Genomic DNA, 13,137 nt, shown 5'->3' on the forward strand with positions numbered 1-13,137 from the left:
GCAATGCCCCGCCGCGTCCTGCAAGGCACCGTCGTTTCCGACAAAATGGACAAGACCGTCACGGTCTTGGTCGAACGTCGCGTCATGCACCCGAAATACAAAAAATACGTCAAACGTTCGGCCAAATACGCCGCGCACGACGAAGCCAATGTCTGCCAGCAGGGCGACACGGTGTCGATCGAGGAATGCCGCCCGATTTCGCGCAATAAATCCTGGCGCGTGATCGAAGGTCGCGACCGCTTCGGCAAATCGCGCGCCGTGGTGGAATTCAATCCCGCGACCCATGTGCCTGCCGCCAAAACGGCGGAAGCCAAGGCCGCCCCGAAAAAAGCCGCCGCCAAGGCGGAAGCTAAACCTGCGACCGCGAAAAAATCGGCCGCGAAAAAACCGGCAAAAGCCGAGAAATAAGGAATAGGTGCAATCATGATCCAGATGCAAACCGTTCTTGATGTGGCCGACAATTCCGGCGCCAAGAAAGTGATGTGCATTAAAGTGCTGGGCGGCTCGCACAAGCGTACCGCCAACTGCGGCGAGGAAATCATCTGCTCCGTCAAGGATGCGATTCCTCGCGGCCGCGTGAAAAAAGGCCAGGTGGTGAAAGCGGTAATCGTCCGCACCAAAACCGGCATCAAACGCGACGATGGCACGACCATCCGTTTCGACTCCAACTCGGTGGTTCTGGTCAACGCCCAGAAAGAGCCGGTTGGCACGCGTATCTTCGGCCCGGTGCCGCGCGAACTGCGTGGCGAAGGCTATTTGAAAATCATTTCTCTTGCTGCAGAGGTGCTGTAATGACCGCGGCTAAACTCAAGATTAAAAAGGGCGATCAGGTCGTCGTCATCTCCGGCGCGTCGAAAGGCGCGAAGGGCGAGGTGCTCGAAGTGCTGCGCGCCGAAAACCGCGTCCGCGTTCAAGGCGTGAACATGCGCACCGTGCACAAAAAGCCGACGCAAACCACGCCGGGCGGGATCGAGAAAATCGAAGGCGCGATCCACATTTCCAACGTTGCGTTGGCCGATCCAAAAACCGGCAAGGCCACGCGCGTCGGCTACAAAGTCCTGAAGGACGGAACCAAGGTCCGCGTGGCGAAGGCCTCCGGCGAAACCATCGAGGGCAAATAACATGGCCACCGAAGCAAAAAAGACAGATAAAAAACCGAAAAAGCAGGCGGCTTCCGAATCCACGGAGCTCAAGACCGTCAAGCGTCAGGCTGTGGAAAAGGGCTACAAGCCCCGCCTGCAGAAGGACTATGAATCCCGCGTTCGCAAGGCGCTGGGCGAAAAGTTCGGCATCAAGAACGTGCACGACATCCCGGCGCTCGAAAAGATCGTCCTCAACATGGGTGTAGGCGACTCGACGCAAGACTCGCGCAAAGCCTCGCAAGCCGCTGAAGATCTTACGCTTATCGCCGGTCAACGCGCCGTCGTGACCCGCGCCAAAAAATCGATCGCCGGCTTCAAGGTTCGTGAAAACATGCCGCTGGGCTGCAAGGTTACGCTGCGCAAGCGCCGCATGTACGAATTCCTCGATCGCCTGATCAACGTGGCGCTGCCGCGTGTGCGCGACTTCCGCGGGCTTTCACCCCGGTCTTTCGACAGCCACGGCAACTATGCCTTGGGAATCAAGGAACACATCATTTTCCCCGAAGTGAACTTCGACAAGGTGGAAAAGGTGCGCGGTATGGACATCGTGATCTGCACGACCGCCCGCGACAAGAATGGCGCGCTTGCCCTTCTTAAAGAATTCAACATGCCGATCCGTGATCGCTGAGGCTAGGAGAGAACAATGGCCAAGACCTGCATGATCGAACGCGAAAAAAAGCGTAAAACGCTGCAAAAACGTTTCGCGTCCAAACGTGAAAAACTGCTCAAGATCGCCCGCGATCGCTCTGCCGACCCGGCCGAGATTTTCGAGGCGAACATGAAACTCGCGAAGTTGCCCCGCAACGCCGCGAAAAATCGCCAGCGCAACCGCTGCGCCCTTACGGGCCGGCCGCGCGGCGTGCACCGTAAGTTTAAACTGTCCCGCAACATGCTGCGCGAAAAGGCTTCGCGCGGTGAGCTGCCGGGCGTCGTGAAATCCAGCTGGTAAGAAAGGACGAGGAAATCCCATGTCAATGAGCGATCCTCTCGGCGATATGCTGACCCGCATCCGTAACGGTCTGCAAGCCAAATTGGCGACTGTCGCCTGCCCCAATTCGCGTCTGCGCCGTTCGGTGCTCGACGTGCTCAAGCGCGAAGGGTACATTCGTGGCTACAACATTGAGGAAAAAGGCATTTCAATCGAATTGAAATATGCCGAAGGCCAACCCGCGATCCGCACGATCAAGCGCGTATCGACACCGGGCCGCCGCGTTTACTCGAACGTCAAGGGTCTGCGTTCCGTGCAGAACGGCCTTGGCATCACCATCCTGTCGACCCCCAACGGCGTCATGTCCGATCACGACGCGCGCCGTGAAAACGTCGGCGGCGAACTTCTGTGCGAGGTGTTCTGATGTCACGCGTAGGAAAACACGCCATCGCCATTCCGTCCGGTATGACCGTCGAGGTCAAGTCGGATCACGTGAAGGCCAAGGGCAAGCTGGGTGAGGGCGTTGTGCGCTTCACCGGCGACGTCGCCGTGAAAATGGCTGACGGCAAGGTCACCGTAACGCCGGTCGACGGTGCTGCGAACCGCGCGATGTGGGCAACCACCCAGCGCAACATCAGCAACCTTTTCAAAGGTCTGGAAAGCGGTTTCGAGAAAAAGCTCGAAATCACCGGCGTTGGTTACCGCGCGCAGGTTGCGGGCAAGGAACTGGTATTGCAGCTCGGCTACAGCCACGACGTGAAATACCAGATTCCCGAAGGTATCAAGATCGCGGTCGAAAAACAGACGGCGATCACGATTTCCGGCGCGGACAAACAACGCGTCGGTCAAGTCGCGGCCGAGATCCGCGCCTGGCGCGAGCCGGAGCCGTACAAGGGCAAGGGCATAAAATACGAGGGTGAGCGCATCATCCGCAAAGAAGGCAAGAAGAAGTAAGGGGCCGCCATGAAGAAAGCAAAAACCAACTCGGTCCAGCGCCGCCAGTTCCGCAACCGCAACAAGGTGCGGGCGCTGGCGCTCAAGGGCGCGCGTCCCCGTCTGAACGTCTTTCGTTCGGCCTCCAACATCTATGCCCAGATCATCGACGACACCAAGGGCGTGACCCTTGCCGCCGCCTCGACGGTCGACAAGGAAGTCAAGGCTTCGGCCAAGCTCGGCGGCAACGTCGCCGCCGCGACCGAGGTCGGAAAACTCATCGCCGCCCGTGCCAAGAAGGCCGGGGTGAAACAGGTTGTCTTCGACCGCGGGTCGTACCTGTATCATGGCCGCGTCAAGGCGCTGGCCGAGGCTGCCCGCGAAGGCGGACTGGAATTCTAAGGAGATCATGAACGATGGCACGCCCCGAAGGTAAACGTCCCGAAAGAGACGGCAAAGAACGCGAACAAAGCGACCTGGTCGAAAAACTGGTCGCGATCAACCGCGTTGCGAAAACGGTGAAAGGCGGTCGGCGCTTCGCGTTTGCGGCGCTGGTTGTCGTCGGCGACGGCAAGGGCCGCGTCGGCACCGGTCACGCCAAGTCCAAAGAAGTTCCCGAAGCGATCAAAAAGGCGACCGAGCAGGCGAAACGCCACATGATGCGCGTACCGCTGCGCGAAGGCCGCACCATCCACCACGACATCAAGGGCCATTTCGGTGCGGGCAAGGTGATCCTGCGCGCCGCCCCGTCCGGTACCGGTATCATCGCGGGCGGCCCGATGCGCGCGATTTTCGAAGCCGTCGGCATTCAGGACATCGTTGCCAAGGCGACGGGCACGTCCAACCCGCACAACATGGTGCAGGCGACGTTCGACGCGCTTAAAAACATCCAGTCGCCCCGTCAGATCGCGACCCGTCGCGGCAAAAAGGTCGGCGACATCATCGCCAACCGTCAGGGCGGCGCAAAAGAGGACGAATCCGATGACTGAAGCCAAAGCGAAAAAACCGGCCCCCAAAAAGCCGGCTGCCAAAAAGACGGAAAAATCCGGCAAGACGCTGACCGTGGTTCAAACCGGTTCGCCGATCGGCCGCACGCCGGATCAGGAAGCGACCCTCAAGGGTCTGGGCCTGAACAAGCGTCACAGGACCCGCGTACTGGAAGATACACCGGCGGTGCGTGGCATGATCCGCAAGGTCGCGCATCTGGTTAAGATCGTCGACGAAAAAGCGGCGTAAGGATTTGAAGGAAGGTTCACAATGAAACTCAACGAACTTAAACCCAAACAGGGTTCCCGCAAAAAACGCATGCGCGTCGGCCGCGGTATCGGTTCCGGCAAAGGCAAGACCTCGGGCCGCGGCGGCAAAGGTCAAACCGCGCGTACCGGCGTATCGCTGCACGGCTTTGAAGGCGGCCAGACGCCGCTTTACCGCCGTCTGCCCAAGCGCGGCTTTAAAAAGCCGAACCGCATGGAATACGCGGAAATCAATCTGGGCGCGCTGCAGACCGCGATTGACGCGGGCAAGCTCGACGCCAAGAAGGCGATCGACGAAGACGCGCTGGTCGCGGCCAAACTCGTCCGCCGCAAACAGGACGGCGTGCGTGTGCTGGCCAAGGGCGCGCTCAAGGTGAAAGTCGCGCTGAAGGTTTCCGGCGCTTCCGCTGCGGCCAAGGCCGCGGTTGAAAAGGCGGGCGGCAGCCTTGAACTGATCGTGATCGAGCGCAAGCCGGTCGTGCGTAAAAAGAAAATCGCCTGATTTTCGGCTTACCCGTTTTCTGATTTTAAAAAACCCCGGCATCGACCGGGGTTTTTTGCAAATAATGCTTTCGTCATCGCGTGACGACAGCAACCAGATGTCAACAATCAGGCATCACAACGTGGTGCTGACCACGGGCAAGGCCTGTTGCGGCGCAAGATAGGCGATGCGCGTCGCTGGACCGCCCTTGCCGTCCGGCACCAGACATTCGATCAGATAGGGTGCTATCCCGCCTTTTTGTGCGATTTCAAACTGGGTCCGCAAAGCGGGGGCCAGCCGCTGCGCCTGATACGGACCCGCGAGCGCGGCGTTGTGAACGATCGATCCCGGTGGAAGAACAGAATGCTCCTCAAGCCTGCGCCGCCGGGCCTCGATGCCCGGACCGCCCTTGTGTCCGTCAAATCGTTCGCGCGCGATGTCAAACATCGCCCGCGCTACATCAAGCGGGGTTTGCGGGGCGATCCGGTATACCCGGATGGCGCCTGGTTGCGGATCTGCGGTTTTCTTGTTCGCTCTGGGGGACATTTGTACTTTGGTTCCTTCCTTTGTGCGGCCCGCTTGGTGGTTTTACCGGGGCTCGGGAAGGGGGGTGCCGCATGTTGTGCGAAAGGGCCCTTTCCGGTCCGGCGGGCCTTTGGTTTTTATGCGATGTTCGGGGTATTGAACGCTAAAACCGGCAGACCCTTAAAGGGAATACCAGTAATAAAATCGGCCGGTTGCGATGGCGATGGCGATTGCGGTGCACGATGCAGCGTTCATGAATGACACCTTGCCCGAACCGCCGCGGCTTTGTCAACAAACGCGTATAAAGTCGCATTGACCCCCCGGGGCCGCCCGTTTAAGGTTTGGCCACAAATACGGAACCGCAAATAGATCAAGGTATGTGCAAATGGCATCGGCTGCCGAACAACTCGCATCGCAAATGAACTGGGGCGCCTTTTCCAAGGCGGCTGAACTCAAATCGCGCATCCTCTATCTGCTTGGCGCGCTGATCATTTATCGCATCGGCACGCACATCCCCTTGCCCGGAATCGATCTTTCGGTATGGAATCAGATCTACTCGCAAAAGGCGGGCGGCATCCTCGACATGTTCAACATGTTTTCCGGCGGCGCGCTCAAGCGCATGACGATTTTCGCGCTGAACATCATGCCGTATATTTCGGCATCGATCATCATGCAGCTTGCGTCCTCGATGATTCCTTCGCTGGAGGCGGTGAAAAAGGAAGGCGAACTCGGTCGCGTCCGTATCAACCAATACACGCGTTACCTGACCGTGATTCTGGCCGCGGTGCAGGCTTGGGGTCTTGCCACCGGGCTTGAACATATGCAGGGCCCGAACGGTTCGGCAGTTATTGATCCGGGTCTGTTTTTCCGCATCACCACCGTCATCACCATCGTCGGCGGCACCGTGTTCCTGATGTGGCTGGGTGAACAGATCACCCAGCGCGGCATTGGCAACGGCACCTCGCTGATCATCTTTGCCGGTATCGTGGCCGAACTGCCGCGCGCGGTGGCCAGCGTGCTTGAACTCGGCCGTCAGGGTCAGTTCAATTTCATCGTGCTTTTCGGCATTTTCGCGATGGTGATCGCGATCGTCGTTTTCATCGTTTTCATGGAAAGGGCGCAACGCCGCATTCCGGTGCAATACCCGCGCCGTCAGGTCGGTGCGAACCAAATGGCCTCGGCCCAGCTTTCGCACCTGCCCTTGAAGCTCAACACCTCCGGCGTCATTCCTCCGATCTTTGCCTCCTCGCTGCTGCTGCTGCCGGTGACGCTGGTCGGATTCGCGGGCGCGGGCGGCGGCGAAATCGTTTCAAGCATCGCGCGCAGTCTGCAACACGGCCAGCCGGTCTACATGGGTCTGTACGCGCTGCTGATCGCGTTTTTCTCGTTCTTCTATACGGCGATCGTCTTTAACCCCAAGGAAAACGCCGACATGCTGAAAAAATACGGCGGCTTCATCCCCGGCATCCGTCCGGGCCAGCAGACAGCGGAATATCTTGATTTCGTCCTGACAAGGCTGACGGCCATCGGCGCGCTGTACATCATCTTCATCTGCCTTCTGCCCGAATTCCTGATCTCGAAGTTTTCGATGCCGTTTTACTTCGGCGGCACCTCGCTGCTGATCGTGGTATCGGTGACGATGGATACGGTCGCGCAGATCCACGCGCATCTGATCGCCCATCAGTATGAAGGTCTGATTCGCAAGCAACGCCTGCGGAGCCGCCGATGAGCGTACGTCCGCTCAACATCGTCCTGATGGGGCCGCCCGGCGCGGGCAAGGGCACGCAGGCCCGCATCCTTGAGGAAAAATACGGCCTCAAGCAGCTTTCCACCGGCGACATGCTGCGCGCCGAACGCGCGGAAGGCACCGAACTGGGAAAAAAGGTTCAGGCGATCATGGACGCGGGGCAGCTGGTTTCCGACGACATCATCATCGAAATGATCGAAACCCGCATCGCGCGCGCGGATTGCGCGAAGGGCGTGATCTTTGACGGCTTTCCGCGCACCATCCCGCAGGCGAGGGCGCTTGATGCGATGCTGGCAAAAAAGGACTGCGCGATCGATCTTGTGATCGACCTTGTGGTCGATGAATCGATTCTGGTCGCGCGCGTCGAAAAACGCGCGGCCGAATGCGCCGCCGCAGGCCAGCCGGTGCGCGCCGACGACAACCCGGAAACGGTCATGCGCCGCATCCGCGAATACAAGACGTACACCGCCGAAGTGTCGCCTTTCTATGCGCAGAAAAACACGCTCCATCGCATCGACGGAATGCAAACCGTGGATGCCGTGGCCGCGCAGATTGCCGCCTTCCTGAAATAGCCTGCGACATAACGCATTTTGACACCCACGCTGTTCGGCCGTTACGCGTGATGGAATGAACGTCCGTCCGAAATCCACGCCAGCCATCGGCGCGCGCATCCTTGATCTGATCGAGATGTTCGGCGGTCTGGCCGATCCCGCGCGGCGCGATGAACTTGCCCAATGGTTGGATATGGTCGTGGCAAGTGATGTCGATCTGCTCGCGCATACGCCAGAATACGTCATCCACCCCGAAACGGGTTTGCGTTTTTACCCGGTGGGCCGGCGCAAATTACTGTGGCGCGATCATGCGCGTACCTTGCCGCATACGGGCGGATTCACGGGTTCACGTGACCCGTTCGGTTTTTTGTGCGCGGAATACGACGACTACATCCGGGCGGGGCTGCTGTATACCGGCCATCTCAAACATGTCGACCGCGCTTTGCACGACACCTTGTTTTCCCAGCCCGGATTACGCGACGACCCCGAAGGCGTCCTAGGAGTGCTGCGCCGGAAGGGCATTTTAACGGCACGGGATCTGCGACAACCGGACGCCGAAAACGCCGACCGGGTGGCCTTTGTGAAAAAGGTGAATCTGGTCCTCGCCAAACGGGGCTTGGTCGAGAAATATCTGGCACCGCGCGACCGGCCCAAACCTGCGCCGAAATGTTAACATAACAAATGCCGGAATCCGCCTTTATCCACAGAAAATTATATTGACGCCCCACGGTCACCCCCATATATTGCGCGCAATTCCAAGGAAACGGGGACCCGCGTTTTCAGCCGGAAATCGGCGGAATGGGTATTGTTTAATCGAGGATCATCACCACGCCGAAGCAATAGCCAAGGCTGGTCGCAGCCGAAGGAGAAAAAAATGGCTCGTATCGCGGGGGTCAACATCCCCACCAACAAGCGCGTGCACATCGCGCTGACCTACATTCACGGCATCGGTCGCACCTCGGCCCTCAAGATTCTTGAGGCGTGCAAGATCGGCGACTACGAAAAGAACAGCTTCCCGCGCGTGAATGAACTTTCCGACGACGAACTTAACCGCATCCGCGAACAGATCGACCAGAACTACAAGGTCGAAGGCGAACTGCGCCGCGAGATCTCGCTGAATATCAAACGCCTGATGGACATGTCCTGCTATCGCGGTCTGCGCCATCGCAAAAATCTCCCCGTCCGCGGCCAGCGCACGCACACCAACGCGCGCACCCGCAAAGGTCCGGCCAAGGCGATCGCCGGCAAGAAACTGGCCACGAAAAAATAAGGGACAACACGAGCGGCTGAGGAATCTGAAAGGCCGCGAGTAAAAAAGGACAACACGAGCGGCTGAGGAATCTGAAAGGCTGCGAGTAAAAAAAGGACAACACAATGAGCAAGCAAAACAACGATACCGCGCGCGTTAAACGCTCCGCCCGTAAAAACATTCCGGTCGGAATCGCCAAGGTGAACGCGACCTTCAACAACACGATCATCGCGATCACCGATGCCCAGGGCAACACGATTTCCTGGTCGTCGTCGGGCAAGATGGGCTTCAAGGGCTCGCGCAAATCCACCCCCTTCGCGGCGCAGCTTTGCGCCGAGGACGCGGGCCGCAAGGCGCAGGAACACGGCGTGCGCGAACTGACCGTCGAGGTCAAGGGTCCGGGCGCGGGTCGTGAATCCGCGCTGCGTGCGCTTCAATCCGCGGGCTTCACCATCACCAACATCAAGGACGTGACGCCGATCCCGCATAATGGCTGCCGTCCCAGAAAACGCCGCCGCGTGTAACACGGCGCAAAAACGGGCAAACGCCGTTGCGTTTAATCGTGATTAAGACGGGTATCAGGGTTTATCCCGGTATCCGTCGCCCGAGTACCGATTACTAACCAGAGGCCGGCTAAGAACCGGATGACGTTAACCGGAAAGGAAATACCAAATGATCCAGAAAAACTGGCAGGAACTGATCAAGCCGACCAAGATCGACGTAAAGAAAGCCGGCCCGAACACGCGTTCGGCGGGCACCGTTGTTGTCGAACCGCTCGAACGCGGCTTCGGCCTGACGCTGGGCAACGCCCTGCGCCGCATCCTGCTTTCCTCGCTTCAGGGCGCGGCCGTGACCGCGATCCAGATTGACGGCGTGCTGCATGAATTCTCGTCGATCCCCGGCGTGCGCGAGGACGTGGTCAACATCATCCTCAACGTGAAGAACATCGCGATCGCGATGCACGTCGAAGGCCCCAAGAAAATGCGCCTCGCCGCCGAAGGCCCGTGCGAAGTGACCGCTGGCATGATCGAGGCCGGCGCGGATATCGAGATCATGAATCCGATCTCGTCATCTGCACCCTCGACAAGGGCGCGCAGCTGAACATGGAACTGACGGTCAACACCGGCAAGGGCTACCGCCCGCTTCGGCGAACCGTCCGGAAGAAGCGCCGGTTGGTCTGATCCCCGTCGACTCCATCTTCTCGCCCGTGCGCAAGGTGTCGTACGAGGTCGAGGACACCCGCGTTGGCCAAATCACCGACTACGACAAGCTGACCCTGAGCATCGAAACCAACGGCGCCGTAACGCCTGAGGATTCGGTGGCCTATGCCGCGCGCATCCTGCAAGACCAGCTTCAGGTCTTCATCAACTTCGACGAACCGAAGGCCGCCGCCGCCCGTCAGGACGCGGCGCCGGAACTGCCGTTCAACCGCAACCTGCTGCGCAAGGTCGAGGAGCTGGAGCTCTCCGTCCGCTCGGCAAACTGCTTGAAGAACGACAACATCACCTATATCGGCGATCTGGTTCAAAAATCGGAAAACGACATGCTGCGCACCCCGAACTTCGGTCGCAAGTCGCTGAACGAGATCAAGGAAGTGCTGGCGACCATGGGTCTGCATCTCGGCATGCAGGTCGATGGCTGGCCGCCGGAAAATATCGAGGATCTTCGCCGCAAGCTTGAAGAGCCGTACTGAATTGAATGAAGTGATAAAACCACGAAGAGCACTAAAAGAAAATTTCTTCGTGTTCTTCGTGGTTCAAAATTGAAAAAACAGCGGAAACCCTTGACCCGGACCGCTTATAACCTGAAAGGAAGTCGCAATGTCCACCCATCGTAACAAAGGCCGCAAATTCTCGCGCACCCGTGGCCACCGCCGCGCGCTGTTCGCGAACCTGGCCCAGGCGCTGATCAAGCACGAACAGATCGTCACCACCCTGCCCAAGGCGAAGGATCTGCGCCCGGTCGTCGAAAAACTGATCACCCTTGCCAAGAAAGGCGGGCTGGCCAATCGCCGCCTTGCCATCGCGCGCCTGCGTGACGAAACCTTGGTCGCCAAGATGTTCGATACGCTGGCGCCGCGTTATGCCGACCGCGCCGGCGGTTATTGCCGTATTCTCAAGGCGGGCTTCCGTTACGGCGACAATGCCCCGCTGGCCGTGATCGAACTGGTCGACCGCGATCCGGCGGCCAAGGGTGCCGATTCCGGCCCCGTCGTGACCGACGAGGACGAAGGCGACGAAGCCGCGCCGAAAAAAACCGCGCGTAAATCGCCCGCCAAAAAGGCCGGCGCGCCGAAATCCGCCAAGGGCGGCGCCAAGGCGAAAGGCCAGACCACGGCGAAGGCCTCGGCACCGCGCCGCACCGCGTCCGGCGGCTGATCGCGCCGATCTGATGATCTTACAGAACAAAAAACGGCCCCATCATGGGGCCGTTTTGCTGTTATATATACATCACGGGCCGGGCGGGGTTTTAATCAGCCGACAATTTTCAAGTCTGGGCATCGCCCCCCCGCCCAAAACTTTTTTCATCGAAACGTTGCGTTCAAGCGCATACCGGCCTTGCGTTAGATTGGGCAGGCTGGATTCCAGTTCAGCCGTCACCTGCACCAGCAAGCCATTATTGAATATCTGATAAAGTGTCTTTGTGGCGCTTTGAAAGGCTTGCATGGAAAGATCCAAGCCAGTTTTTTGAAGTTTGATAAGCGCTTCCAGAACAAAAACCTGCTGCTCGCTCAAGCCGCACAGCGGCAAACCGTCGAAAAAGATATTCAATGAATCCGGAAAACAGGTCAGCCCCCGTAAAAAATCGGGCAACACACGTCTTTCACCAATCGCTTTTTTTGCGGTATCGGCCAGCGCGCCCCTGACGAACCCGCGTTCGATGACCTGAGTCCCTGCGGGTGCGGTGGCTTTCACGGCTTCAACCCGGCTGTGCCGCGCAATCGCGATGACCGGGCTAGGCAGCGCGGAAATATTGAAGGAAGGTGAAAGAGACGGGGAAAGACAGGCGGCATTGACGACGGAAACGCAAAACCCGCCTGTTTCGCGGCCCAGCGCCAGTTGAGCGTCATAAGCGGTCGGGTAGATCACGGGTGTAAGGTCAAGTGATTCCAGCTCGCGGCGGATCCTGCGCCGCAAATCCGTCCCGCCGTCCTCGCCTGCGATGACCAATGCACCATGGATGAAACTTTCCGGGGCTGTATGGGCAGCCATGTTTCCGCACCTCCGGGGGTAGTTGCTTCCATGCGGACTTAACAAAAAACGAACTTATCTGTCAAATTTTACACGCTTGTTGCGCAGCGTCGCGTCATATCGGTGCAAGACGGTGCAAATGCACCTGATTTGCCCCGATTTAAGCGTGGATAACACGTACACGCGCCTGTCCTGCGTCACGAAAACTGTTGAAGCTGGAATTGCGACAGCGCTATAGTGCAGGTCACTCCAAATAAAAAAACAGGACCGGGATCGAAATGGCCAAGGTTGGTGCGCAACGCGCAGCGGAACTCACGGGAAAATCCAAATCGACGATCCAGCGCGCCATGAACGCGGGCAAGCTGTCTTTCGAGGTCGATGCAAACCAGCGCCGCCTTGTGGACGTTTCGGAACTTGAACGTGTTTTCGGCCTGCGCCCGCAAGGCGGGTCCTTCGCCGCTGCCGCACCCGCCGGTGACGCGGGCGCGTCCGCCGTCGAACTGGAGCTTGAACGCGCCCGCCATGCGATCGAGGTCGAGCGCCTGAAAATGGAAGTGCGCATGGCGCAGGAACAGGCCGACATCGCACAATCCCAGATCGAGGATCTGAAGGTTCAGCGCGATCTCTGGCAAAAACAGGCGCAGCAGATCCTGATCACCAGCCAGTATTCACAAAAACAGGCCGAGGAGCGCATCAGCGAAATGCAGATGCGCGAGGAAGCCCGCAAACAGCAAGTGGAATCCCGCCGCCTGCGCGAAGGCGCGGTCAACCACGCGCCCCAGCGTGCGCCCCAGCGCACGCAGGATGCGTCCGGCAACCGCCCGCAGCAGCAAGCGGCCCGTCCTTCAGGCGGTGCATCCGCGGCGCAGTCTGCCGCACAGGGTGCGGTGCAAGGCGGGGCGCGCGGCACCACGGCACAGACATCGGCCCAGCAAGCCACGTCCGCCCCCGTATCTCAAACCCAATCGCAAGGGCCTGTTTTCCGCACCATGCAGGTGGGCAATCAGAATGCGGGCGCGCCGGAAGGCCAGAAAACGTCGCTTTTCGCCTCGCTGTTCGGATTGAAGAAATCCCGCCGCGCCTGACCCATTCAGGCGCATCTGAATTGCTGCGCGATAAATCATGAACCTGCCTTTA

General features: G+C 59.1%; 20 protein-coding genes and 1 pseudogene. 19 read left to right on the forward strand and 2 right to left on the reverse strand.

What is annotated here, in order from left to right:
- Positions 1–3 precede the first annotated feature (3 nt).
- Genes rpsQ through H6866_05970 form a run of 11 tightly spaced genes read left to right on the forward strand, consistent with a single transcriptional unit; the run spans position 4 to position 4,758 of the window.
- Positions 4–408: a 30S ribosomal protein S17 gene (gene rpsQ / locus H6866_05920; GenBank protein ID USO06976.1), complete on the forward strand. Its 405-nt coding sequence runs from the start codon at positions 4–6 to the stop codon at positions 406–408.
- Between the two features lie 15 nt (positions 409–423).
- Entirely contained in the window at positions 424–792 is a 369-nt protein-coding gene (rplN, locus tag H6866_05925; GenBank protein ID USO06977.1) for a 50S ribosomal protein L14, read from the forward strand.
- A complete protein-coding gene (gene rplX / locus H6866_05930) occupies positions 792–1,121 on the forward strand; it encodes a 50S ribosomal protein L24 (GenBank protein USO06978.1) in 330 nt (109 codons plus the stop codon). Before rplN ends, rplX begins: the two co-directional genes overlap by 1 nt.
- A gap of 1 nt (position 1,122) precedes the next feature.
- Entirely contained in the window at positions 1,123–1,770 is a 648-nt protein-coding gene (gene rplE / locus H6866_05935) for a 50S ribosomal protein L5 (GenBank protein ID USO06979.1), read from the forward strand.
- Positions 1,771–1,785: 15 nt separating this feature from the next.
- Complete coding sequence (gene rpsN / locus H6866_05940) at positions 1,786–2,091, forward strand: 30S ribosomal protein S14 (protein ID USO06980.1); 306 nt, start codon at positions 1,786–1,788, stop codon at positions 2,089–2,091.
- A 19-nt stretch (positions 2,092–2,110) separates the two neighbouring features.
- Positions 2,111–2,494, forward strand: a complete 384-nt coding sequence (rpsH, locus tag H6866_05945; protein USO06981.1) for a 30S ribosomal protein S8 — start codon at positions 2,111–2,113, stop codon at positions 2,492–2,494.
- A complete protein-coding gene (rplF, locus tag H6866_05950) occupies positions 2,494–3,024 on the forward strand; it encodes a 50S ribosomal protein L6 (GenBank protein USO06982.1) in 531 nt (176 codons plus the stop codon). Before rpsH ends, rplF begins: the two co-directional genes overlap by 1 nt.
- A 9-nt stretch (positions 3,025–3,033) precedes the next feature.
- Positions 3,034–3,405, forward strand: coding sequence for a 50S ribosomal protein L18 (gene rplR / locus H6866_05955; protein ID USO06983.1), 372 nt, complete (start codon positions 3,034–3,036; stop codon positions 3,403–3,405).
- Between the two features lie 14 nt (positions 3,406–3,419).
- Complete coding sequence (gene rpsE, locus H6866_05960; GenBank protein USO06984.1) at positions 3,420–3,992, forward strand: 30S ribosomal protein S5; 573 nt, start codon at positions 3,420–3,422, stop codon at positions 3,990–3,992.
- The gene (gene rpmD, locus H6866_05965) at positions 3,985–4,239 is read left to right on the forward strand and encodes a 50S ribosomal protein L30 (GenBank protein ID USO06985.1); all 255 of its coding nucleotides are present in this window, start codon (positions 3,985–3,987) and stop codon (positions 4,237–4,239) included. The genes rpsE and rpmD overlap by 8 nt, the downstream gene beginning before the upstream one ends.
- Before the next feature lie 21 nt (positions 4,240–4,260).
- Positions 4,261–4,758: a 50S ribosomal protein L15 gene (locus H6866_05970; protein USO06986.1), complete on the forward strand. Its 498-nt coding sequence runs from the start codon at positions 4,261–4,263 to the stop codon at positions 4,756–4,758.
- Between the two features lie 114 nt (positions 4,759–4,872).
- On the opposite strand, the gene H6866_05975 is transcribed toward H6866_05970, so the two are convergent.
- Positions 4,873–5,283 (reverse strand): hypothetical protein, encoded by a 411-nt coding sequence (locus H6866_05975; GenBank protein ID USO06987.1) that lies wholly within the window; start codon positions 5,281–5,283, stop codon positions 4,873–4,875.
- Positions 5,284–5,647: 364 nt separating this feature from the next.
- On the opposite strand from H6866_05975, the gene secY reads away from it, so the two are divergent.
- The 7 genes and pseudogenes from secY to rplQ all read left to right on the forward strand — a co-directional run bounded on the left by secY (position 5,648) and on the right by rplQ (position 11,187).
- The gene (gene secY / locus H6866_05980) at positions 5,648–6,991 is read left to right on the forward strand and encodes a preprotein translocase subunit SecY (protein ID USO06988.1); all 1,344 of its coding nucleotides are present in this window, start codon (positions 5,648–5,650) and stop codon (positions 6,989–6,991) included.
- On the forward strand, positions 6,988–7,581 hold the full coding sequence (locus H6866_05985; GenBank protein ID USO06989.1) for an adenylate kinase: 594 nt from the start codon (positions 6,988–6,990) through the stop codon (positions 7,579–7,581). Before secY ends, H6866_05985 begins: the two co-directional genes overlap by 4 nt.
- 55 nt (positions 7,582–7,636) lie before the next feature.
- A complete protein-coding gene (locus H6866_05990; GenBank protein USO06990.1) occupies positions 7,637–8,233 on the forward strand; it encodes a hypothetical protein in 597 nt (198 codons plus the stop codon).
- Between the two features lie 201 nt (positions 8,234–8,434).
- Complete coding sequence (rpsM, locus tag H6866_05995) at positions 8,435–8,830, forward strand: 30S ribosomal protein S13 (protein USO06991.1); 396 nt, start codon at positions 8,435–8,437, stop codon at positions 8,828–8,830.
- Between the two features lie 104 nt (positions 8,831–8,934).
- Positions 8,935–9,333, forward strand: coding sequence for a 30S ribosomal protein S11 (rpsK, locus tag H6866_06000; GenBank protein ID USO06992.1), 399 nt, complete (start codon positions 8,935–8,937; stop codon positions 9,331–9,333).
- 148 nt (positions 9,334–9,481) lie between these two features.
- A pseudogene (locus H6866_06005) lies at positions 9,482–10,502 on the forward strand (DNA-directed RNA polymerase subunit alpha).
- Positions 10,503–10,629: 127 nt separating this feature from the next.
- A complete protein-coding gene (rplQ, locus tag H6866_06010; protein ID USO06993.1) occupies positions 10,630–11,187 on the forward strand; it encodes a 50S ribosomal protein L17 in 558 nt (185 codons plus the stop codon).
- A 72-nt stretch (positions 11,188–11,259) separates the two neighbouring features.
- Here the strand turns inward: rplQ and H6866_06015 are convergent, their stop codons facing one another.
- Complete coding sequence (locus tag H6866_06015) at positions 11,260–12,021, reverse strand: hypothetical protein (GenBank protein USO06994.1); 762 nt, start codon at positions 12,019–12,021, stop codon at positions 11,260–11,262.
- Positions 12,022–12,278: 257 nt separating this feature from the next.
- On the opposite strand from H6866_06015, the gene H6866_06020 reads away from it, so the two are divergent.
- Complete coding sequence (locus H6866_06020; GenBank protein USO06995.1) at positions 12,279–13,085, forward strand: entry exclusion 1 domain-containing protein; 807 nt, start codon at positions 12,279–12,281, stop codon at positions 13,083–13,085.
- Positions 13,086–13,137: the final 52 nt, after the last annotated feature.

This window comes from Rhodospirillales bacterium (genome assembly GCA_023898805.1).
In the GTDB taxonomy this organism is placed as follows: Bacteria; Pseudomonadota; Alphaproteobacteria; order Micavibrionales; family UBA1664; genus UBA6145.